General features: G+C 35.1%; 12 protein-coding genes and 2 pseudogenes. 8 read left to right on the top strand and 6 right to left on the bottom strand.

Translation table 11 applies throughout. The features are described 5' to 3' along the window. Positions 1 to 226: 226 nt before the first annotated feature. Positions 227 to 1396: an FtsW/RodA/SpoVE family cell cycle protein gene (locus A2J09_RS21865; RefSeq protein ID WP_012292857.1), complete on the bottom strand. Its 1170-nt coding sequence runs from the start codon at positions 1394 to 1396 to the stop codon at positions 227 to 229. A 263-nt stretch (positions 1397 to 1659) separates the two neighbouring features. Between A2J09_RS21865 and A2J09_RS24360 the strand changes: the two are divergent. Then, positions 1660 to 2284 (top strand): annotated as a pseudogene (locus A2J09_RS24360) (IS3 family transposase); the annotation flags it as partial. Positions 2285 to 2672: 388 nt separating this feature from the next. Here the strand turns inward: A2J09_RS24360 and A2J09_RS21870 are convergent. After that, positions 2673 to 3737: pseudogene (locus A2J09_RS21870) on the bottom strand (phosphatidylinositol-specific phospholipase C); the annotation flags it as partial. 248 nt (positions 3738 to 3985) lie between these two features. Continuing rightward, a complete protein-coding gene (locus A2J09_RS21875; protein WP_012292861.1) occupies positions 3986 to 4558 on the bottom strand; it encodes a hypothetical protein in 573 nt (190 codons plus the stop codon). 1637 nt (positions 4559 to 6195) lie between these two features. On the opposite strand from A2J09_RS21875, the gene A2J09_RS21880 reads away from it, so the two are divergent. Continuing rightward, complete coding sequence (locus tag A2J09_RS21880; protein ID WP_012292862.1) at positions 6196 to 7236, top strand: Fic family protein; 1041 nt, start codon at positions 6196 to 6198, stop codon at positions 7234 to 7236. Positions 7237 to 7669: 433 nt separating this feature from the next. Here A2J09_RS21880 and A2J09_RS21885 read toward each other — a convergent pair whose 3' ends face one another. Beyond that, on the bottom strand, positions 7670 to 8701 hold the full coding sequence (locus tag A2J09_RS21885) for an ETX/MTX2 family pore-forming toxin (protein ID WP_051563179.1): 1032 nt from the start codon (positions 8699 to 8701) through the stop codon (positions 7670 to 7672). Between the two features lie 1191 nt (positions 8702 to 9892). Here A2J09_RS21885 and A2J09_RS21890 point away from each other — a divergent pair. Then, complete coding sequence (locus tag A2J09_RS21890) at positions 9893 to 11785, top strand: stalk domain-containing protein (protein ID WP_036160808.1); 1893 nt, start codon at positions 9893 to 9895, stop codon at positions 11783 to 11785. Between the two features lie 59 nt (positions 11786 to 11844). Then, positions 11845 to 14346: an S-layer homology domain-containing protein gene (locus tag A2J09_RS21895; protein ID WP_231112979.1), complete on the top strand. Its 2502-nt coding sequence runs from the start codon at positions 11845 to 11847 to the stop codon at positions 14344 to 14346. Positions 14347 to 14433: 87 nt separating this feature from the next. Here A2J09_RS21895 and A2J09_RS21900 read toward each other — a convergent pair whose 3' ends face one another. After that, the gene (locus A2J09_RS21900; protein WP_036160813.1) at positions 14434 to 15687 is read right to left on the bottom strand and encodes an HlyD family secretion protein; all 1254 of its coding nucleotides are present in this window, start codon (positions 15685 to 15687) and stop codon (positions 14434 to 14436) included. Next, positions 15687 to 16364: a hypothetical protein gene (locus A2J09_RS21905; protein WP_012292868.1), complete on the bottom strand. Its 678-nt coding sequence runs from the start codon at positions 16362 to 16364 to the stop codon at positions 15687 to 15689. The genes A2J09_RS21900 and A2J09_RS21905 overlap by 1 nt, the downstream gene beginning before the upstream one ends. Positions 16365 to 16933: 569 nt before the next feature. Here A2J09_RS21905 and A2J09_RS21910 point away from each other — a divergent pair. The 4 genes from A2J09_RS21910 (at position 16934) to A2J09_RS21925 (ending at position 25501) form a co-directional block, all read left to right on the top strand. Then, the gene (locus tag A2J09_RS21910; RefSeq protein WP_230584336.1) at positions 16934 to 20935 is read left to right on the top strand and encodes a rhoptry family protein; all 4002 of its coding nucleotides are present in this window, start codon (positions 16934 to 16936) and stop codon (positions 20933 to 20935) included. A 221-nt stretch (positions 20936 to 21156) separates the two neighbouring features. Continuing rightward, complete coding sequence (locus A2J09_RS21915) at positions 21157 to 22215, top strand: CAP and S-layer homology domain-containing protein (RefSeq protein WP_227256794.1); 1059 nt, start codon at positions 21157 to 21159, stop codon at positions 22213 to 22215. 221 nt (positions 22216 to 22436) lie between these two features. Further along, on the top strand, positions 22437 to 23348 hold the full coding sequence (locus A2J09_RS21920) for a C40 family peptidase (protein ID WP_012292871.1): 912 nt from the start codon (positions 22437 to 22439) through the stop codon (positions 23346 to 23348). Positions 23349 to 23584: 236 nt separating this feature from the next. Then, positions 23585 to 25501, top strand: a complete 1917-nt coding sequence (locus tag A2J09_RS21925) for an N-acetylmuramoyl-L-alanine amidase (RefSeq protein WP_031417531.1) — start codon at positions 23585 to 23587, stop codon at positions 25499 to 25501. Positions 25502 to 25551: the final 50 nt, after the last annotated feature.

Genomic DNA, 25551 nt, shown 5'->3' on the forward strand with positions numbered 1-25551 from the left:
ATGACTAGATGAGTGTGCCAAACAGCACAAGCATTGCAACAATGGTGCAGCTGTTGCAAGCTTTCATAACGTAAATAACATTATCTACAAATCTTAATATTATTCAAGAGAATCTTTATTAGTGGGGTTCCATTAATGTTTAGTTCTAAAAGAAAAGCTGTCTTATAGCATTTAAAAGGTAGGCGCAGTATGAGTATGAACAACACTTCTCATGTACACACCTTCCCTAATCTTTTGTTGTTTTAAACATGTAGCTACTATAAGATTTATTGATAATCATCACAATGCCAATTAACATGAAGTTTGATATAAGTGAACTTCCTCCATAGCTTAAAAATGGCAATGTCATACCAGTTACGGGCAAAAGGCCAATTGTCATACCTATATTTTGTGTGATTTGGAAGGCTAATAAACTAGAAATCCCTGCTCCCATCAACGTCATAAATGGATCTTTTGCTTCTATTGTTATAAGAACAATTCGGTAAATCACAAAAAATAACAAAGTAATGACGAAAGCCCCTCCAATGAAACCGAGTTCTTCAGCGATGTTTGCAAAAATGAAATCGGTATGCTTTTCCACGACATAGACATTATTCTTCATGTATCCTTTTCCGGTAAACTGTCCCGAACCAATTGCCAAAAACCCTTGTCTTGTTTGAAAAGATGAGTCCGGATATTCATTAGGTTGCAACCATCCTTGAATTCGAGAAATTTGATGCCCTGATAGTTTATTTAAAATGTTGTTTGTAAAAAATTCATTATACTTTACATATAAAATAGTCACAATGCTGAGAATTGATACCGGAATGGCTGTAAAGATAATAAGCAATTTTTTTTGTATACCTGAAAAGAAAAGCATAGGAATAAGCATCGACATATAGATCATTGTCATGCCTGTATCTGGCTGTTTGTAAACAGCGAGCATAGGGGGAAAGGTGATAGCCGCAATTATTATGAGGAGTCGCATATCCGTTAAAAAGGTAGGGTGCACATATTTTTCTCGATGTGAAACGATGACCTTACTGACAACGATTAAAAGCGCGAATTTTAAAAACTCTGACGGCTGAAATGATCCTAAAGCTGGAATTTGGTACCAGCGCTTCGCCTCATTTACCGTTCGGGCTATACTTTCGGGTGCAATAAATAAGCAAAATGTTAACAAGACCATTGCCCAATAAAATGGCCAGGAGACTTTTTTTAGCTGCTCGATATCAAGCGTCGCTACACCATACATCACTAAAAAACCTATTAGGTAATAGAATAACTGCTTAACAATAAATGAGCTTGTATACTGCTCAAATACCGTACTACTGGAATGGACAAACAGACAACTAATGAAACCGAGTAATGACAAGCTAATTACTAAACTTTTATCTAATTTATTGATTTGTAACATTTAAATACCTCCTTTTTAGCGATCAAACTATTAGAAGAACGCTAGAGGTATAGATAAGGTTGCGAGTTTAAGAAATATTCTAAATATTTTTAAAAAATAACCAATTTCACCATTTTTTGGTTTTGCATTTTATTCTATTCGAGTTCGTCAAATGGGGCTGCTTGGGGCAGAAAATCTTCGTACAATCTTTACAAAAACAGATCACTGGCTTTATATTTTCATCTATTATGGTGGGTACCAGTTGGAGTTATTATCTTTCCAATGGTTATCCAAAAATCACGGCAATCTTAAGACAAGGTCGGGTCGTGAATCATAAGGCTGTGCAACGTATCATGCAAAAGTATGGTTGGCCATGTCGTGTGAAAGTTTAAAAACGTAAACAAACAGGACAACCACATTACGTGGCTAATAATTTGATGAATCGTGAAATTACATCACAAAAACGCTTGGAGAAACTTCTTATAAATATTACCTACTTACCTTTTGGCGGGAAAACGTTATATCTATCTAGTATACTCGATTAATTTAATGGTGAAATTATTGCTTATACGATGTCTAATACTCAAAATGTAAACCTTGTGTTAGATAAACTTCAGCAATTACCTGTTTTACCGCAAGGTTGTCTTTTACACAGTGATCAGGGGTCGGTTTATACAAAGGGCATTATCATGAGCATGTCCCGTAAAGGAACGCCCGCTGATAATGCCCATTTGAATCGTTTCATGCGACACTCAAAGCAGAAACGTTTTATCTAGACGGATTAACTCGAGCTACAACGGTCATTGTAGATCAAACGTAAGAGATTATATAAATTATTATTACAATACTCGAATTCAATTGCAATTAAACAACCAGTCTCCAATTAATGATCGGAAACTGGTAGGGTGATGCTTTTTTGAGACTGCCTCACTTATGGGGTTCAGTCCCATATTGTCGTTAAGCTTTTTTCTATAGTTCAAAGCAGAGCAATTGAAATGGTAAATGAATTTATTACATTTGAAGCTATTATAAAGGTTTGAAAAGAAAAAATGGAGATGTAGCTGCAAATCGAAAATCTCCAAAATAAAGAGCTACGAGCTACCGGCAACTATTGATGATTCTCAACACTTTGAATAAAAGAAAGTTATGATCTAGGAAAATATAAGTTTATTCAAACTTATTAGATTGTCAAAGCAATAAAGTCTTGTTCTTTTGGCGACTTTATTTAAAGATAGTTGTAATGAGTGTAGGGCTCCAGTATTTCTTATTGACCATTATAATTCTTTTTTTCATTTTAATTTATCCCATTCAACTGAATAATACTATCTATTAAACCGGGGCCTGGAAAATCAGCAGCGATAATCCCAACATGATGCAGCCCACTTTTTTGAATGAATTCAGTTCCCATTGTATTCATTCCACCGTAAAATACTTGGTCATTCATATCACGAGGGAAATCCGTCCATTCATTTGTAGCATTTTTTTGAATCAGCTTTTGATTGCTATTTGTATTGCGACTTTCTTTCCCACTTGCAACAAACCAAGGATAGAAATTAGTTAATAATGCTAATCCGCCTCCTGTCCCACTAAAGTGGTTCAAATAGATTTTTCCATTTTGCGAGTTATTATTTGCCTGTAGAAGATGAGCTTTCACTGAATTCCATTTATCATATATTCCGTTTGGTCCGATACCGACTTCAAACTTATCTTGAATATATAAAGAATCATAGTTAATACCATATGTTTGAGAGGCTGTGAAATTTTGTAGTATTACAATTTTACCTCGGACATCTTCTAGTTTCGGATTATTTCTTTCTGAAGATGCTACAGAATCTGGGTCCCAAAAATAAGGAGCATTACGCTCTTTATAATTGTTAAATATTTGTTCGAATGATTGTGAGCCGGTTTCGGGATCAGTGTCTTCTTTTAAACGCATTAAAATTGTTTCATTCGGATGATCTTTTAAAAATTGAATTATCTCTTGTAATACATCCTCAAACATTGCTTTTTGATAAACAATTCCATGATGCATTGCGAAGGAATCCTTAACACATTTCACTCGCATGTCTACATAACGAATACCCGAATTTAATTGCTGTGAAAGGTTCATGGTTTGATTCCTAGTCAGATCTTCATCAAAAACACTTATTCCATGTAAAGCCATAGAACCATGAGTTCCTGGAATAGATAGCTCGCTTATTTTTTTTGAACCCTCTATTTCTGACATCCAGGTTGAATTATGATAGCCTATATTTGATTCATATGAATAACCAGGGTGACTATCAGCAAATACAGTAGAAGTTGTACATAAATTTGCCAATATTACACAAGTAAGAATGCTAAATTTTAAGACGCTCCTCATGCTATCTCTCCTTTTTTAAACTAAATAATCGCATATAATAAAATGTGTAATTATACATATTTATCTCAACAAAATGATGAGAAAATCTATTTAATATATTTTTTTACAAACAAAACAGGAGTCTTAAACAAGACTCCTATTTGTAACATACAATGGTAAAGTAGCACGGATCTTTTACGGATTCGTCAACAGTTATAAATGAGATACATTCGTTTAATAATTGATGTCAGTTACATTCCTAGAAAGGTCTATTCCTCGTTAAAGGTTAAACTAACGATAGTAGCAATAGATTGTGCTGCATGTTCCCAACTACCATCGATCACTCTCCCAATTTGTTGACCAAGTGTGTTTAAATCATTTGGATTAACAGGAATCCCATTATATGCAGCAATAATAGATAAAAGTGGTGCTGCAAATGGTGTAAAGCCACCTCTATCAATATAAAATTTAGGCGTATCAGTTACTTTTCCATCTTTTACTGTAAATTCATAGTAAAATTGATCATCTGGACGAAGAGTTAAATGATGAGAGATTTGGCCCTTAACATATTGTTTTCCGCCGCCTAAATTTACTACTTCAACTGGTTTTACATTGAATTCATGTTCAAATACTTTAATTTTTTTTACTTCTGGACCATATAAAGCAGCATTTACAGCTATTTCTAAATTACTCTGTGAGAATGGTTGAATACTCTTTTGTGATTCTTGTTGTTGAATAGGAGCATTTGTTTCTGCAGCAGACGCTAATGTAGTAGGTAATGCACTTGTAGCTAATGTGGCTACCATTGCTGCTGTGACTAACATTTTTTGTTTTTTCTTCATTATTTTTATCCCCTTTTTCGATAATATTGTATACCATTTAAAATGCGCGCCATTTAAACAAATGATATATAGATATGATAACCTTCTTCACAAATTCCCTCAATTTTCATATTAAGTAACTCATAACCACTTTTATATATAAATTTATCACTTAAAAATCCCCTCTTATTTACTTTAAATGGCATATAATCCAAATAAAACACTATGATAACGGTTGAAAAAATAGTATAAGGGAAGATAAATGACACAAATTTGAAATATGTTTAAAGTATAAAGATGACAAATTATAATTTAAAGTGACATACTTGGCTGAAATTTTGAAAGAAGCTAGAATTAATAAGCGAGAAAATAAGGTAATCAGTCGGAATAAACGTTTCTGCTCTAAGTGTCTCATGAAGCGTTTCGATTGGGGCATTATCAGAGGGCATCCTTTACGGGACATGCTTATGATAATGCCTTTTGCTTTGATGGCTTGTTGGTACGCTGCAGAAGTATAAATCGATCCATGGTAGCTGTGTAAAACCACCTTGCAGTAAAACGGATAATGCTGTAGATTATCTAACACAAGGTTTACATTTTGAGTATCAGACATCGTATAAGCAATAATTTCACCCTTAAATATACTTGATAGATATGTATTGAATTAGGTGGACTGAATTAGGTTTAAATCTTCTTATTATGCAAAGAATTCATATTTTCTGTTTAGAAAAGGAAAATATTTTGGGGATTTATGGTGGAAAACATTGGCTAAATGAATTAAAATCATGAGTTAAACAGAATTAATGAAAAAAATATACAAGGAGGTATTCAATAAGCTCTTAGTCTTAAAGTATGTTTTTTAAAAAAATTATAATATTTTATTAACTATTTTTGTGACAATTAGAAAGTCTGATGAATGCTTAAAAGTAAAAAATTAGTAAAGTGTCGTTGGAATTACGTACATACTATGACTAGAATCAAAAATACGCGTTACAAAATACGCTTTAAGGTATAAATTTTGCTATTATTACAGAATATTTGCTAGATTTAGCGAAAAACACTATTGTTTTTAGTGAGACAGAGTTTTTTTTGCATAAATTGACCTTAATAGGCGTAGTTTGAAAAAGGACGCTTATACCAATTAATTGATATTCGAGACAAATACATGGACATTCATAAAGTTCATTTCTTGATTTTTTTAGTTGGTATGGTAATACAAAATACCACGGTCTTAACAACATGAATACAAAAGCATATGAAGCAGGATATCAAATTGTATTTGATCAAACATATTATTCGGAAGGTAATGATTCTTATAGTGAATACAGTAACGGAAGAATATGAGCCTCTATGTTAATAGACAATCATCCCGATGTTAGCAATAACGTAGCGGATATTTCCTTTTTATTGCCACCAACTGCTAATAAATAGGGATTATTTGATTAAACCCTCTTTTCCAAGCTATTAATTCTATATCGTTTTTTATTATGCAAAGTCAAAAGAATTTACCCATTAATTATTCTGTAATTATCTTATAGTGGGCTACAATTATATAGTGAATTAACTAATATAGAATAATAAAAATTTTTATTTCTGTGAAGATTTTCATTTTACAATAATAATATGTATGTTTGTAACAAAGGAAAGTAGGAGGGAAAATGAGAAATTTTTTCGAAGATCAGTATAAGTATAATGGGGAGAATCAAATAATAAACTTAGTTAGTGAAATTAGTGAATACAAAGGAAAGTTAACTGCTTATCAAGAACAAAGATCTGATATATTTACTAGACTGGAAAATGCTATGCCAATACAATACATAAAAAACTATGTTTCAATTTATGAGGATATAAAAGTTTCCAATAAACGATTAAAAGAACTTATTTTAGGAGATATAATACCCCAGTCGATCTCAGAAGATGCGATATTTTGTTACTATGAAACTCTGACGCTTGTGCGTGAAAAATCTAATGTTTTTACTATTAGTCCAGATACTATACAAGAATTGCATTTTCAATTAATTCATTTTATTACCTCGGATGGTGCAAAATGGCGACAAAAACCATTTTCTATCCCCGGAATACTGGAGAATGGGATGTACACGAAGGTTTATCGTCCTCTTCCACCTGAAAAAATTCAAGTGGCTGTAAAACAATTATGCGACCAGTATAATTTATTAAACTGTAAAAAAGAATGTCCTACTATTCTACTGATAGCTTATTTTATATTCAATCTTTATTGTATAATTCCATTTAGTCAAGGCAATGGGAGAGTGACTATAATGTTAATGCAATTATTACTAATAAAAAGCGGCCATACATTTGTAAAATATGTTTGTTTAGATGAACATATAAAGAAAAGAGAATCAGAATACTATGAAGCAATCTATAAATCATCAGCAAATTGGTATTGTAATGAGCATAATAGTAGCTTTTGGTTAAAAATATTCTTAACAATTATTTTAGATGCTTATAAAAATCTACATAATAGAGTTAAGGATTCTATAAGTAGACAGACTAAGATAGAGAGAATTCAGAATTTTGTTCTTAATCACGAACAACCTTTCACAAAAGAATGCATTCGGAGTATGTATCCTGATATAGCCGAAAGAACAATTAGTAAAGCTTTAAATGATTTACAATTATTAGGCGAAATTAAGCTTGTTTCAAAAGGGAGAAATGCGTGCTGGATGAAAGTGTAACCTTAAAAGTATGGGATTAGAACCAACAACCCAGAATTACTTAAAGCAGCCTTTGAGGATTGTATATCACAGTTGTCTGTTTTTTATAAACAACAAAAAAGCGGCTAACTAAATTCAGTAAGCCACTACAATGATCATTCAACATTTGAAATACTCAAAATTTCAATAAATGAAATTTATGAATGTCCGTGTCCGTTTCGGATATCAATTAATTAGGTACAGCGTCCATTTTCAGACTACGCCTAGTAAGGGCCAATTTATGCAGAAGACTTTGTTCTCCGATTTCGTCATACAACTGTTCTCCATGTCTTTAGCCATGTACATTATATTCACCAATTAAATTTTATAAACATAAGTTTTCTTAATAGGAGTAGCCTAGGCTCTTGAATACTATGAACTATGAAACTGATTCAGATACTAAAAAAATAAATTATTAAAAAGGTCTTGATTCCACTAAAATGGGGTTTGCTGGATTTGTAACATCTAAAATATCGACCTCTAGTGTACTACCCATTACACCTTCGAATTTACCAGTCCCTTGTGCTTTTACTATAACTCCACCAGTACTTGGAAAGTAATTGAATTCTATTCCATTTAAATCATTTTTCTGAGCATTAGTCAGTTCATACCAAAATTGAGCCGTATATTTGCTCCATGTATGATTTTCCCAATAATGACCATTTGGTGCACGATATACAGCAGTCCCTTTTATTGTAGTCATAGGATTGACTCCTTCACCAGTAAACGAAACATCACCCCAAAAATTTAATTGTTTTAAAACAGCGACTGCTTTATATTTTTTACCCGATGGCACTCTTATATTTTGTGAAGGTGCTGTTAATGTTCTTGTCACGCTCTTTGTAGTTGTGTTTGTAGTAGAAGAATTAAATTCTGCATTTAATTTTAAACCTTCTACTAATAGAGGAACTTTAAAAAATAGGTCACCAGACCCTCCAACTTTAAAACCGTTTTGTGTCGCTGTCGATGTTGTTTCTTGTACACTCTCACTGTAACTAATTGTTGTAAGTATCTGTTCTAGAGGAGTTTTTGTATTATCAAGTTGGCCTACTGTTACGTAATTAATCGTTGTTGAATCATAGTTAAGATTATTTAATGTATTACTCGTAATACTAAAGTTTAGCTCTGTCTCAACACTATCTGGGGCTGGATTAAAAATTAGTGGAAGTCCTTTTGAATAGTATTTTGTTCCAGCTATTTCATTAGTATAATAGTATTTTCCGATTTTGTTCAATTCAGATTGAACATCTTTAATACCTACTGCGTTTGCTTGTTCATTAATGCTTATACTAGTTGGAGTATTTTCTGCTAGAACACCTTGTTCTTGAGAAGTACTAATATGATTTGCACTAGCTAAACTTGGGGATGCTAAAGCAAATGTGGTTCCTATAGATGCAATTGCAGCTATAGTTAAAGTTTTTTGCACTAAATAGTTCCTCTTTTTCATAGATATCTTCTCCTTTTCGATTTTTTTCTGCCACACTAAAAATAATAGTTTTCTTCACATAATTGAGCAAATATTCTGTAATTTTAACGAAATCCTTATCTAAAAGCGCAATTTGTTAACGCGTATTTTGGATTCTAATGATATTAAGTACGTAATTCCAACGACATTATACTAATTTATTCATTTTTAAGAGGTCATAAGGTTTTTTAATTGTCACAAAAAAGGAGGCACGTACTCATTTACTTGAAGCTGAATTTACAATATCCATTTTTAGAAGCTATACGAGATGAAAAAGAAGGCGAAGAAACAGACCCAGCATTTCTAAAGGGTTAAAGATATGTGATTACTTCAGTCAATGTTTAACCGAGGAAACTGCCTAGATAGTTTACCAATGGAGTAATGTCCCATTCCTATTAGTGATAGTATTACCATGTACATTACTATTAGGCTTCATTGGTTGAGATAACAATACTAAGATATAGCAAGCTATCTATCATTACAATAAACAGGTGATGAAGTAAATGTTAGTGTTAAAATTTATTTAAACAAAGATAGCTATACGTAAATAATAAGACTGCCTCTAAAGGAAGTTTTGTGTTTATCAAAAGTAGACAATAATTTTCTTAATGAAAGTTAGTTATGTACAAAATTTGATCATCAATTGAAGATCCTTTTGTTTGTAACTAAAACGGTATTCTTTAACCTCAGCTGATGGTGCTTTACTGGTGTCGCTCATCCTTTTTAAGCTATATTCCGTATTCCTGGAATATAGCTTTTTTAATACAGTTCACGTGAATAATCCACCATTTTCTCCAGGCTGTGTAACTTTTTTTAAAAAAACCAGTCTACTTAATACAATAGTTTGCTAGATGACATGCTGATATCAGCCCATAATGTTACTGATCAACTACTAGCTATGTCTCGATATCAATTTGATAGAAAGCAGCTACACCATTGCTTTAAAATTTGCTTCTAGGGAGGGTATATATAAGGATCTAGTCAGGAAGAAAACAGTTTGCAAGAAAATATACTGGCCATTTGGAATATCATTTACTTCATATGAAGCTTTTGAAGGAGAGAGGTTAGAACTCTAGTACCGAATTCTACTTTTTTCGATAAGAATCCCACATTTTGGGGTTTTTTCATGTTAAGATGATAAAGACAATTGAATGTGAAAAAAAGGAGATTAGCATGTTTAAGAAACTAAGGAATACATGTATTGTATCAGCGGTTGCTTTGGCTACAATTTTACCTGGACAAGCATCTGCATCAGCAACTAGTAACAATGGAATTCAGATAAAAAACAATGTTTCAATTACAATTAATGGAGAGACGATTAGTGTCTATGACCCTATTTTAAATAAATCGGATTTCTTATTATTGCCAATGCGTGCTTTATATGAAGCGATTGGTGCGAATGTGGATTGGAATAAAGAAACACAGACAGCGTCAGCTACTCGTAACGGGAAGATTGTGGATTTAAAGATTGATTCGATGATGGCTTTAGTAGATGGACAAGAAGTGGTGATGGATGTTGCACCGTTCATGTATAAGGATCGTACTTATATGCCACTGCGTTTCGTTAGTGAAAATTTTGATGGGAATGTTCAATGGGACCCAGAAACACAATCGGTAGATATTACGATGTCAGATGATCTGCCTGAAACGCCTCAGGAAGACCCTTATATTTTACATATCAATAACAAACGTATCGTGATGAAAGATCCTATTATTATGAAAGATTCAAGATCTTATTTACCAGCTAGCTATATCTATGATTATTTAGATGATTCTGCTGGTGCATGGCTCCCAGACAATTCCTTTGAATTACAAATTGCCGGGATGAGCTTTGTTTTCAAAGATAATAGTAATGAGGTTCTTGTGAATAACGAAACGGTAACTTTAACAGAAAAACCGTTTATTCAAAAAGGAAAAATGTATGTGCCTATTACGTTTCTTGTGAATGCTTTAGGCGGAAATTTACGCTATATCAGTGAAAAAAAAGAAATGTATATTTACGTTTACCGTTATATGTACACAAGTTCATTCCTTGAAAAATCTTATGGTTCTACATCATCGCCAACAGCTGTTCCTTCTGCTCGTTTAGAGGGAGATCGTGATTTATTTATTAGTGATAATCCTGAAACGTTAACGCGTAAGCTTGTGCCAAAGAATAATGCAACGCTTTCACAATATGACGTGAACTCAACGGCAGTGACGAATAAGCATCGTGTCTTTGGGTGGCATTACAATACATTAGGTACAGATGTCAATATTGGGATTACGGTTCAAAATAAGTCTACGACAGAGAGTATTAAAGTTGTAGATTCTAGAGGTATTAACCAAAAGACAGGAAATAGCTGGGTAGGTCATGATATTGGTTTGACCATTGCTGATGCTACATTAAATAACAAGCTGAAAAAATCAGAAAGTAGCGGTATTGTCATTGCACCAGGAGAAACAAAGGTCATTGAAACATACGATCTACACCATGAATATATTATTGGCTTTTTACATGATTTAGATATTCAAGCGGTCAATGGTGGAAAACCAGAGTATACCATTCGCACAGTGCTTACAAAAGATAATAGTGATTTAACAACGATTCAATCGGAGCAGGTTGCCATCGATGAGTATGCAAAGCATCCAAGAGGTGCTTGGCCAAGCGCTACAATTCTAGCAGAACTACCAGCCTATACAGTAGATTCACCAGAAGTAGGCTATAACATTTCGAATGGCCGTACTGACCATTTACAAACAGCTGAAAATTCATTTTCACAAATTAATGGAGCAGTCGGAAATCCAGGTCATTTCGGTATGAACTACAAGGTTTCCATTCCTGTTGTAAATCCAACAGGGACGACCAAAACGATTAAGCTGAAACTTGCTGGTCGTGGAGGCTTATACAGTGGAGCAATTAAGGTGAATGGCAAAGTGCATTTAGTGCCTTCTTTAAGAGTAGGAGAAGAGTATGTTGAATTACCTGATTACGAAATGAAGGGTGCAACAGATACGATTCAATTAGAGCTAATGCATGCTGGTGGTGTCAATCTTCCAGTAGCTATCTATGTGGAAACAAAATAAAGAAGTCCCTGGCACGGTTCATATGACATGATATCGTGCCATACTTTGATTAATTCGGAGTGAAGAAATTGGCAAGAAAATTAGTAACAATTGTTGTAGTCATGTTCGTGCTTATGTTAACAGTTAGCCCCATCAATGGACAAGCAGCTGGTTTTGGAAATAAAGTAAGTGAAGTGAAAACAGAGGTATCACCACAAGTAAATCACGTACAACAAACCTATACGTCAGGTTCTATACGTCAGTTTGTAAATGTTTTAGATGTAAATTTAAATAATACATATACAAAACTAGAAATTGGGATGCCGAATCCTATTAATTCCCTAAAAACAACTTCAGCTATGGCGAAGCAAAACACGTATGATGGCCATCGAGTTGTTGGAGCTGTTAATGCTTCATACTTTTTAGGAAATGGGATGCCTGCGAACCTGTTAGCGGAAAAGAATGAAATTGTCAACTATGGTATTTTGGGAGATACGTATGATAGCCCGACGCAAAAGCCAGTTGCATTTGGCTTATCTAAATCAGGGAAAGCGATTGCAGATTATTATACAACGAATCTATCTTTCCAAGTAAATGGAAAAACATATCCTATTGATCTAATTAATAGTGAACGAGGAACAAATAAAAACGTTTTATATACGCCAGAAAAAAAGACAACTGGTACAAATGCATGGGGCTTAGAACTAGTGGTGTCAGGAGCTAGTCAGGATACAAATACCCTACATTTTGGTGATCAATTCTCAGGGACAGTTTCTCATGTAACAACGTATGGTGCAGAAGGAAACTCAGCAGTACCAGCGGATGGTTTTGTTATTTCTGTACAAAATAAAGAATTAGCCGCTGAATTAAGCAATATTTCAGCAGGTACAAATATCGATGTCAGCTTGTCAATCGATCAAAAATGGATGGATGCTCAATTCATTTTAGCTGCAGGACCAATGCTTGTACGCAATGGTCAAGTGGATATTTCCATGCCAACAAATTCTGGTTTTGCTTCGACACGCAGTCCTCGTACAGCAGTAGCGGTGGATGCTACAGGTACAAAGGTATCACTTATTACAATTGATGGTCGCTTAAGTGGTCATAGTAATGGTGTTAACTTATCAGATTTAGCTTCACATTTAATTTCAATAGGAGCTACTTCAGCTATTAACTTAGATGGTGGCGGTTCTACAGCGATGGTCGCGCGCAATCCAGGAGGGTATTTCGCCAACCTTGTGAACAAACCGTCTGAGGGTAGTGAGCGTCGTGTATCGGCCATTTTACAGGTCGTTAATACAGCACCACCAGGGAACGCAAAATCTATTACGCTAAATAGTGTTGGTCAAGTCATGAAAGGTTCATCTGTAGATATGCAAGTAGCAACTGCCTATGATCAATATTTAAATCCAATGACTATCAACCCAGCGAGCATGAAGTGGTCAGTTGAAGGAAATATCGGTAAGATGGATGGTGCAACCTTTACGGCTACCCAAAAAGGTGAAGGGAAAATTATTGGGGAATATGGAGGTATTCGTACGTCCACAGCTGTATCTGTAATAGACTTAGCAGAAAAACCTATTGTACTAGATAGCTTTGATAATGTGTCTTCTTGGACAACAGAAGTAGCAAAAGCGAATGCTTCGTTAGCAAATTCTAAAGAGTATGCGAGACAGGGAACAGCTAGCATGCAATTAAACTACGATTTTACAGTAGCGGGCTCAGGGACTAAGGCTGCCTATATGGTTGCTAAAAAACCCATTACTATAACAGGTCAGCCGAAAAATATCGGTGTTTGGGTATTTGGCGATGCAGGTAAGCATTGGCTAAGAGGTGTGGTTGTAGATGGATCAGGGACTAAGCACACGATTGATTTCACAAGCCAGGGCGGTTTAGACTGGAATGGCTGGAAATACGTAAAGGCGGATATTCCAAGTAATCTAGCAACACCATTGAAATTCGAACGTTTATATGTTGCTCAACCGACAGCTTCTCTTCAAAAGAAAGGACAGCTGTATTTTGATCAATTACAGGCTGTCTACAAAGATAATCATGAGGAATTAGTTTATACGGATGTGAACAAAGGGCATTGGGCGTTTTCAGAAATCCAAAGCCTATACAATAAATCACTGATCAAAGGTTACTCTAATGGTACGTTTAAGCCAGAAGCGTCCATTACACGTGCAGAGGCAGCTACAATCATTGCCAGAGCACTGAATCTATCAACAACGAAGGATTCTAGCTTTAAAGATGTAAGTAAAAGTCATTATGCATATAGTGCCATTGCAGCAGTCGAGCAGGCTGGCATTATTAAAGGGCAAGAACCAGGGAAGTTCAACCCAAACGGACAGCTTTCACGTGCAGAGATGGCAGCGATTTTAACAAGAGCCTACAAATTAACAGGTACAAGTAAAGTTACCTTCACAGATGTTAAATCAACGCACTGGGCATACAGTAATATCCAGGCACTTGTGGCGAATGATTTAACAGGAGGTTTCCCAGATAATACATTTAGACCCGATGCACAAATTACTCGTGCTCAATTTGCAAGCTTCTTAAATAGATGCCTATCATTAAAATAATCTTGAAATCCCCCTGTAATAGCTACAGGGGGTATTTTTACAGAAAAAATCCGCCACTCTCTGAAGAGAATGAAGCGGATTTTTCATTTAGAAAACAATGTATTTCACATATTGCTTCCAAGTTAACTCTTTAAACTGCTTCCAGTGTAACTTCTCAATAGGTAAAGTACGGAAGGTATAGGCTTCCATATTGCGCTTCTCATTAGAGAGCATTGGTGTTCCCTCATCGAGATAGTCCGAGAAAATAGCAGATTGAGCCGTATTAAATTGGACATTAATATCTATCAGTTGGATTTTCCCATCCTGATTAATGATATGAAGCTTTTTATTTCCTTTTTTTGTTGTCGCTAACCACGATTTATCGACCTTATAAGAATCGAACGCTTCATTGACAATAATGGAGGCTTTGCCAGTTGATGAAAACGGTACATCCTCTATTGGCGCATCTTGTTGCAGTACTACTTCATAATTTGTTGGCTGCGGTAGGTCTGTTGTTTTGGCTAATTCATTTGCCCAAAAGGTTTCATCATTTGTAGCAATCATTTGCTTATCTAATACGATGCCAGATAATGCGTCTTTGACATGTTTCACTTTAAAATCAACCGTTTGGCCTTCCTGTACCTGTTGCCATTCTTTTTCAGATAAATAAGCATACATGGCTTTTTCATTAGAATAGATTTCGAAGGTTAAAGCACCAGCTTCTTCTTTCACCGCTGCTACTACACCGTCGATAGGACTGATGATGCCTTGACGTGATTCTATTTGTGTGATCTGTGCGTCAATGAGCGCAATTTGACGATTCGTTTCAGCGATATGTCGATTTAACAGGGCAACTGCTGTCGATAGCGAATTTTGTTGAGCAAGCTCTAATTTTAATGTCACAGACAATTTATCATTGATTTGATCGGTATTAATAGAGCTTTTTGGATTCGAATCGTCGTATTCATCTTCAATTTGATCAAGTGCATCTTGTAAATCATTTAATTCTGTTTCATAGGCAGTACGTTCCGATTCAAGCTTTGTAAGCTCCTCGTCTACTTCATCTGTTTTAAAGGTAGCGAGTAAATCATTCATCATCACTTCCTGACCGCGCTTTACATTGACAGCGGATAACTTTGTTGCATCAGCTGTAATGGTATACGTCTCAGCGGGTGCCACAATGGTTTCCTTATTGACACGCTCTGTATTCGTACCGATATATGCTTTCTGAAATTCGTCAATAAAGTAGGATCGTGTCACGGTGCTATCTTCTTTGAAAACAAAATAAGCATTTATACCGATTATGAGCATCGCCAACACAATACCTATACTTGTCCATGGTCTTGTCTTGATAAATGCCATCATCCTAACCCCCTAGCAATCCATTCTTTAATGGGTAGCACACTAATCATGCCCACAAATAAGGCCATAAATAGTTGTAAGCCAATCAATTTGACTACTAACATTTTTCTACTAGCTTCTTCCTCCCATTTCGACAGGAATAAATACTGCACAATAATGATTAAAACGGACGTTACTGTCAGCTGATTGATTGTAAATAACACGAAGTCAGTTTTAATGACCTGTAAGGCAGCGGGTGCCAAAGAAAAGAATGAAAACATCGTTGTATAGCCAACTCCATAAAAAACAGCAAAGAGGATTGCTTTTTCAATGAGTAGAAAGGCAACAACATAAAGCTGGACTCTTTTTATCCAAGTATAAGGAATGTCCGTTAATAGATGTAATAAGTAGGTAACACCGTAATAATGGAAGCAAAAATAAATAATTGCCCATAAAATGGCACCGAGCATGGAAAGTACGCGTGCTACATAGTATTCATTTTGTAAATCCATTGCAAATAAGGACGTTAAATTCTCTGTCCCCATTCCCCAATATTCGCGAGCAGCAAATAATAGGATGAAAAGAATGAACACCGTTAATGCACGTTTTTTATATCCGATGATCTCGCCCTTTTCTACGATGTTTGTAAAGTAGGTAGGATTTTTTAAGCTATGCCAGAACTTATAATGGTAAAACATAAACAGCGTCCTTTCTTCCAAAATAGGATATCAAAGATGTAGTATACACCTTGCAAAGACATTATGACATATGAAAATAGCTGTTTTTTTCCAATAATTTCGTTGAAAAAACGTATTTCGTCATTACATGTCGATGGATGAAAAACATCCTACTATCAATTACATCTGGGCAGATTCGTGTCACATTATTTCGGACTTACTCGAAAGCCCATTTTCAAAAATCTGTGATTTCTGCCAAAGGATTTAATATGATTCGGTAGGCGTTTGAAATCCGAAGAATCCATATAAATCTATTGTATAGTATAATTGAAATAACTTCCTGTTTTTCTAGCTAGTAATTTTGAAAAACTACTTTTGACGCTCGTTATTTTGTAAATATAATAGAATGGCTTGAAAACATGTAATTTACACCGATACTAAAGTAATGATTCATTAATTATGTCTTTGCGTAATTATGTCCAGATTTTTTCGATTTTGCTCGAAAAACCTCGGAGGCTTTTTAATCACATGAAGATTTAGGATAAATGAAAATGAACAGAATCATTTTCTTATACATAAAAAATGAAAGGGTGGTTCGATTGAATCGAAAATTGACAGCAGGTGTTATAACAAGTCTATTATTAGCACCTACAGCTATCGCAAATGCACAGGAAAATGATGCACAATCTCGTGCTACAGTTCAAACGGAGCAAGTTTCCTATGTCAATGCTGTAGCAGCTGCTACAACAAAGGAACAGCTCATTGCCCAATTCGGTAAATTATCAGAGAATTCGACTGCCAATGAGATGGTTATAGCAGATGGTGATATCAAAGTTGTACAAAATTCAAATGATCTTGGATTTGACAACAATGAAAAGGCGCTTATTCAAGCAAAATACGATTATGTAGTGGAGCAACGTCGTCTATTAAATGAGCTACAAGCAATTTGGAAGAAAATTAGTACTATCTCTTATACTAGTAAGACATTTATAGATGATGTGAAAGCTGTAGAAACAGAATATGACAATTTTTTAGGGAATGAAACGACAGACCATTCATATTTATTCGTACAAAAACAATTTGAGGAAGCTGTCGATGCAGCATTTGCTAATAGCGCTAGCAGTATTACTAATACCATTCGAGGAACAGTCTTACAATATGGTTATAAAGAGGCTGATCGCAATAACTATTTTAAGGGCAAAGGAGTAGATATTGCGAAATTAGGAAAATTGGTTGATGATGCAGCAGCAGTAAAAACTACTGCTACAGAACTAGATGCTTTAGTAGTTGTATTAAAGCAAAATCCAACAGATTATCCAGCTATTTCGTCAGCATTAGATAAAGTTACAGCAGCTTATAACTTACTAACGGCCGATCAAAAGAAAGTGGCTGAAGCTTATAATCCAAATAATGATGTGGTAACACCCTTTAAAAAATATAAGGATGCTTTAACTGGTCTATCAGCCATAGATAAAGTTTCATTAAGTATTACGCAATTAATGGCTAAAAAACCAACAGAATTTACTTCAGCGACAAGCTTTATTAGTGCAGTAACTGCTATTGAAAAATCCTACAATGCCTTAGATGAAGCATCACAAAAGTTAGTGGCAAACTATTCTACATTTGAACAATATAAAAAGGCTGCTGATATTTCCAAACGAATTTCAGCACTGCGTGTATCAAATGATCCTGCTTATCGCACAGAAGTAGATTCGATTAAAGGTAGTTATGATCAATTAACAATCGATAAAGAACTTGTAAAAAATACAGCTGATCTACAGGTAGCAATAGCAAATATTGCTTCTGCTGAAAAAATCGAAGGACTTATTGTGGCAATTGCAAATGCCTCAAATAAAGTGGAAGCTATCAAAGATGCTCGTACTGCCTATGATGTGCCGCAAGCAACAAATGGCACAGCTATTAACGCGGCGAATGTCAAAAAAATTGTCAATAACCTTGCAGAGCTGACAAAGTGGGAGAAGGTTTATAATGCGTCTTTAAGTGTGGACAAATTAATTGATGCTATTGATCCTAAAGCTTCTACATTCGAGAGTAAAACATTTGCTGCTCAATCGGCTTTTGATAAATTAGCTGTGGAAGAACAGGCATTTGTGCAAAAGAGTGATCGCTTAAAGCTTTTAATCCAATATGCGACTTTATCGAAACAAGTGAATGCGCTTAAACCGACCATGCAAGATTACAAGAACCAAATTACGGAACTGCAATCTAAAGTGACGTCTTTAAATGCTGGTAATGGTGATGATGCGGCTCCATTGGCAGAAATGAAAAGTAAACTTGAAGAAAAACTATCCAATCTATTAAATGAAGATTTAGTAATAGCAGGTGTGATTGAGCAAATATCAAAACTAAGTCAATCAAATGATATGATTACAGATATTTTAGCAGCCCGAGCTGCCTATGATGGTCTCCCGTCTTCAGCAAAAAGCCGTGTAACAAATATTAAGGTATTAACTGATTTAGAGAAATCCTATAAAACGGTTGTGAATGTCATTTCACAATTTGAAAAACTTGATCCATCCTCTAAGAGCTATATCTCAAAAGCTAAATCAGCTTATACAGCATATGCTAAGCTAGATGACAAGAATAAAACCTATGTCAAAAATTATAAGAATTTAAAAGAGCTTGTACCTGTAATAGAGGTAATTGTGCAAATTAATGCATTAAATCCTTCCAGAAAAACGTATAAAGATGATGTGAAGGCAGCAACAGATGCTTACACAGCATTAGCAGATAAAGACCAAGTTATTAATTATCCAGACCTTACAAAAGCACAGAACTATATCAATATGGCAAAGGCATTTGATGAACGTGTTCTTGCATTAGCCAATGAGAATCCAGATACATTTGTCCAAAAGGTAGCAGAGCTAACGACAGCCTATAAAGCATTAGATAAAAATGCGCAGAAGCTTGTGGAGCAGGCAAAAACTTTAAGTAATTATGAAAAGAGCAATAAAGCTGTTATCAAGGTTATTCAACTAATCAATGCGTTGGACCCATCGAGTAAGGATTATACGAAAAAGGTACTTGGCGCTCGAAAGGCTTATAATGCACTTGATGAAGTTTCAAAAAAACATGTGACGAACTATGCGAACCTCACGTCTGTCGAAGATGTGGCTTCATTAATTGGCCTAATCGCTACGTTAAAGCCAACAAGTAAAACATTCTACCAAGATATGAAAACGGCACGTGAGCTTTACGATGCGCTATCTGAGGAGAAGAAGCAAGCCATTATCAACTATGATGCACTGGTAGCCGCTGAAAATGAACAGGGGCTAGCTGAAGGTGTAATTGAGCTAATTAAATTAACAGAAGTGCAAGATGCAGACTATTTAACAAAGCTGATGAATGCACGTGTAGCCTATGATAAGCTGTCATCTAATCAAAAGAAATTAGTGTCGAATATTAAAGATTTAACAACACGTGAAAAAGAGGTTAAACCTATTTTAAGTGTGATGGTACAAATTAATGAACTAGATCCACAATCGAAAAGCTTTGTTAGTAATGTCAACTCTATACGTAAGGCATATGACAAACTAACAAAAGATCAAAAAAAATACATCAACAATATTGATGTACTATTAAAATATGAGCCTGTATCCGATGTAGTGGAATTGATTAGTAAACTAAAATCTTCAAGTAATACATTCCTTCAAGATACAGCAAGAGCCCGTTCACTTTATGATGCACTTCCTGCCGATTTGCAGCAATATGTGACAAATTACTACTTATTGCAAGCGGCTGAATCAAGTATCCTTGGGGCTGGCAATGTAATGCAGATGATTGATGCTTTACCATCTATTGATCCAAAGCAGTATGTCAAACGTATTCAAGAAATACGTGCTGCTTATAATGCTTTACCAAAGGATCAGCAACGAGCTGTGCAAAACTACAGAGTATTACAAGACCAAGAAAAGCTGATTAAGCCCGTTATGAGTATTGTGGAGGATATTGATCGACTTTTAACAGCAAAAGATATGAATAGTCAATATCAAAAGATTTTAAAAGCTTATGATAAGCTGAATGCTGACCAAAGACGATATGTGTATAACGACCAATTATTACTATCCTTAGACAACGTTATAAAAGTCTATAATAACATTGCAAAATTAAATCCTAAGGATAAATTCTACTTTGGTATGGTTGAAGCCGTACGAAAAGAATACGATAGTTTGAATACGACAGATAAACAGCGTATCTCCAATTATTCGATTCTCTTAGAAGCGGAGAAAAGTATGGCCGATGTCAAGAAGGTCGTTGAAATAATTGCGGGACTTTCTCCAAGCTCACCAACGTATATTGAAGATGTGGCTAATGCCGTGGCTGCTTATCAGGCATTGGATTCTAAAGTACGCGGACAAGTCATCAATGAAGACTTACTTAAACAGGCTGAAAAAGATGTGGCTGCAGTTCTTAAGGTTGTTCAAGCGATTGGAAATATCGATCCAGATAGCTCATCCTTTGAGAAAAAAGTGCTATCAGCTCAAAAAGACTACAGCTCATTGTCGATAGAGCAACAGGGATTAGTATATAATTATCGTATTTTAGAAGAATATCTTAAAATGATTCAATAGTATGAGAAAAAAGGAGTTTTCCCAATGAATATTAAGGGAAAACTCCTTTTATAATGATCAATGATGAATCTATTGATGATTTTCCAAAAAAGTGAAACTATCTTATTTGAATTTCGTATCATATAGTAGGTATGGTGAATTTTCGTTTCCTGACCTCAGTGATGAAAAAGCGCCGTTTGCTACATATTTGACATATGGAGGAGGTAGCCCTGTTGAAGAAAATGCTGAGTATTGTTGTACTTTCAATAGCTGCAACCGTAGGAAGTTTAACTAGTTTAAATCAGGTAGAAGCGGCATCTGCCAAAGTTGTAGATGTTTCAAATTCATATTGGGCAAATGCTTCGATACAACATATGCTTTCAAAAAAATATATGACTACATATAGCGATTATACATTTAAGCCAGAGCAGGCTATTACAAGAGCGGAGGCGGCTGCAGCCATTGCTCGTTCTATTCAGACCAATGTAGACATAGCGAATATGACAAATTTTAAGGATGTCCCTGCTAGTCATCCCTATTACAAAGAAATTTGCCAGCTTGTTAAATTGGGGATTATCCAAAAAGGAGAAGCCTTTTATCCTGAGGAGCCTTTAAAGCGAATGCAAGTGGCAAAAATGCTAGCATTAGCATATCAGTTTAAGGTTGATAACAAAAATAGTATCCAATTTGCGGATATTCCTGGCTCTCATTGGGCAAAAAATTATATTGAGTCGCTTGCTGATATAGGCATTGTCAGTGGGGTTGAAGCTAAACGTTTTGCACCTGATCAATTAGTGACACGCGCCCAATTTGCTGTGTTCGTTGAACGAAGTATTTATTTTCAGCAGAAAATAAACAAATTGGAAGTGGCCTATGATTATTTGGCAAAGGATTATATCCCAACTGTCAACCTTTCTACAGAGTGGTCTAAAAAGGTGATTGAATTAATTAATGTTGAAAGACAAAAGAAAAAACTAGAACCTGTTGTGTATGATCCAAAATTGACACAAATCGCAATTATTAAAGCACAGGATATGGTGAACCGCCATTATTTTGAACACGTTTCTCCATATTATGGTGCCCCATGGGATTTAGCGACTTTATTTGATTATGATTACACGAGCTTTGGAGAAAATATCGCGAGAAATATCCAAACGCCAGAGGTTGCGGTAAAGGCATGGATGGCTTCACCGAGTCATCGTGATAACATTTTGAAAGAAAATTATACGAATACAGGTGTTGCAATAGCGCAGGATAGCAAAGAAAATTACTATTGGGTCCAATTGTTTTCTAGTCAATAAGTTGTTATGTAACAAAGGAGCACTAATGTTACAGTAATGTTACGAAGGCTTCGAAATTTAATAAAAAAATTCCTCTTTTAACGCTGGAAATACGACCAAACGTTGGTATTACAGCGTTTTTTTGCTGTCTAAAACCGTTACACAAATGAAAAATAACAAGACCTTCTTTTGTGATAGTCTATTTATAGGCAAAAAAGTATTGAGAGGGGTATAACAAAAGTATGAATAAGAAATGGTTATTACCGATTTTTGCATCTTTCATGTTATTTTCAACAACTCATATAAATACTGCTGAAGCAGCGACAAAAGAAAATGTCACTGAAACAGCTTCTAAATATTTAGGTACTCCATATAAATACGGCGGTACAACAACAAGTGGTTTTGATTGCTCGGGCTTTACATCTAAAGTATTTTCAGACTTAGGTATTCAATTAAACCGTACATCGGGCTCTCAATACCAACAAGGTGATGCAGTAGCAAAGAGCGATTTACAAGTTGGTGACTTAGTATTTTTCAATACAAGTGGTAGTGGTATTTCACATGTGGGTATATACATAGGTGATGGAAAAATGATCCACTCTCAAACTGGTCAAGGTGTTAGCTACTCAAGTGTTAACGACCCATATTATTGGGGTTCTCGTTATGTAGGGGCTAAACGTGTGGCAACATTTGATTCGCAACAGCAAGCTGAAGTAAAAAAAGCTGCAATTGACTTTTCAGTATATGCTTCTCGTGGAGAAGTTGCTGTACAAATTGCAAAAGCTTTAAACTTAGATACTTCTAATACAACTACTAATTTCGTAGATGTAAAACCAACAAATGCAAATGCAGGTGCTATTGCGGCTGTTGAAAGATTAGGTATCTTTGAAGGGGATGAAAATGGTAAGTTCAACCCATCTTCACCAATTACACGTGCACAAATCGCAAAAGTTTTAGTACTAGCTTTCGGTCTTGAAAACCAAGGGGAAACAGTAGCATTTAGTGATGTCTCACAAAATAGCTGGGCTAGTGATTATGTTTCTATCCTGGCGTCTAATGGTGTTACAAATGGCGATGGAGATGGAAGCTTCGGCTCTGATGATTTACTAAAAATCAATCAACTTAAAGTTTTTATTGAAAGAATTCAACAATAAATAAATTCATGAATTTTACATGTTAATTTTGTCATAGATTGCAAGAATTGATCTTTTGAATAGCTTATAATGGAAGAAGGGTTTGCATTTGCAGACTCTTCTATTTTTATGATAACTACGTAGGAGAGGAAGTGATATGGAAAATATATTTTAACAGTTCTATTGTATGATGCATTATTTAGCTAATTTTGTTAAAATGGACACGTTAAGAGAACAAGAAGGGAGGAAATAAGACATTGAACATCAAAAAAATTAGTCTTATCTTGTGCGTCTTATTCATTTCGGCTTCTATGTTTACGATACATAGTGCAAGTGTCAGTGCAGCTACCAACTCAAATATAACATTTGAAGATGTCACTAAAAATCACCCAGCCTATGAAGAAATCAATTATTTAGTAAGTTTGGGTGTAATCCAAGGCTATTTTGTGAATGGTAAAAGAGTTTTTGGCCCAAATAACAATGTAACAAGAGGACAAGCAGCCAAAATGGTTGTCGTTGCCTCTGGAAACAAACCATTAATCGTAAATAAATCAAGCTTTTCAGATGTTACAGTAGGCACTGAAATGTCAGGTTATATAGAACGTGCTGTACAATTAGGTTTCTTCGACAAAAATATAAAAGGTGAATTTCTACCAAACAAAGCCCTAACTCGTGGAGAAATGAGCTATGTCTTAACAAAAGCATTTAATTTAGATACAAGTGAGTATGAGGGAATTGACTCTCCATTTACGGATGTAGGGATTACACACGAATATGTAAAGTACATCAATACGATCTATTATAATGGGATTACAAACGGAACAGGTAAAACATATTTACCAAACAGCACGGTGACACGGTCTCAATTTTCATTATTTGTGGCACGTGCAAAAAGTGAGAAATATCGTTTAGAATTGCCTGTAAAAGGTGTAACTGTACCAGATACATCTCAAGTTATTGGCTTAGTAAAGGTTACTACAGATGGTTTAAACATTCGTAAATCAACGGATAGTAGTTCAACTACGAACATTGTAGGTAAAGTCAATACAGGTGGTAAATTATCAGTATATGCAGTTGAAGGCAATTGGTTAAAAGTATCTTATAAAGGTGCTTATGCTTATATTTTCAAACAGTACGCTGAGTTTTTAGATGCAGATGGTAATGTGCTAGGAGCAGTCGAAAAAGAAGTAACGACAAAAAATGCGGTTAACTTATATGTGAAGCCAACTTCTTCTGCAAAAGTAATTTCAACGATTAAAACAAATGTAAAATTACCAGTGTATAAAACAGTAGGTGGCTACTATTTAACACAAGTGGATGGTTTACCTGGTTATGTTGTAGCCAATAGTACAACAGATGCGGTTGAAGAAGAAAAACCTAATCCAGATCCAGGTACACCACCAGTTATTTCTGGAGATGTACTGGGAAGAGTAACGGTTGCTAACCTAAATGTACGTAGTCAAAGTAATTCAACGTCAGCAGTACTTTTCAAGCTGAATAAAGGAGAGTATGTCCAAGTTAATAGCATTAGTGGTTACTGGGCAGAAATTACTTACAATGGACAAACAGGTTATGTTCATAAATCTTACTTAAAGCTATTAAATCAGTCAGCTAAACCTCTACAAAATCGCGTTATCATCCTAGACCCAGGTCACGGTGGTAAAGATCCAGGGACAGTAAAAGGCTCTGTTTCTGAAAAGAGCATTACATTAAAGGTCAGCACGCAAGTAAAGCAATTACTAGAGAGTGCTGGTGCCAAAGTGTATATGACACGTACTGGTGATACGTATCCATCATTACAAGATCGAGTAGATTTCACGCAAGCAAACTATGGTGAGATTTTTGTTAGTGTCCATGTCAATTCTGCTGCCAATTCGTCAGCACAAGGTACTGAAACATATTATGCTATATCTACAGGAGATATGTATCAGGAAGACATAGATTTAGCTACATTTGTAAATAACCAAATTGTTAACAATTTAAATATGAAAAACCGCGGTGTTAAACAAGAACAGTACTACGTAATTCGTAATATGGTCATTCCGTCTATTCTAGTGGAGCTTGGTTTCTTAACAAACACTGAGGACCATAATAAAATGACCAATGATCAATACGTGAATCTATTTGCAGAATCTATTTATAATGGTATTTTGCAATACTATAAAAAACAATAAGAGTTGAAGATACGATTCCAAAGTTTTACGAGCTTTGGGATCGTTTTTTC

It is taken from the genome of Lysinibacillus sphaericus (genome assembly GCF_001629735.1).
Lineage (GTDB): Bacteria > Bacillota > Bacilli > Bacillales_A > Planococcaceae > Lysinibacillus > Lysinibacillus pinottii.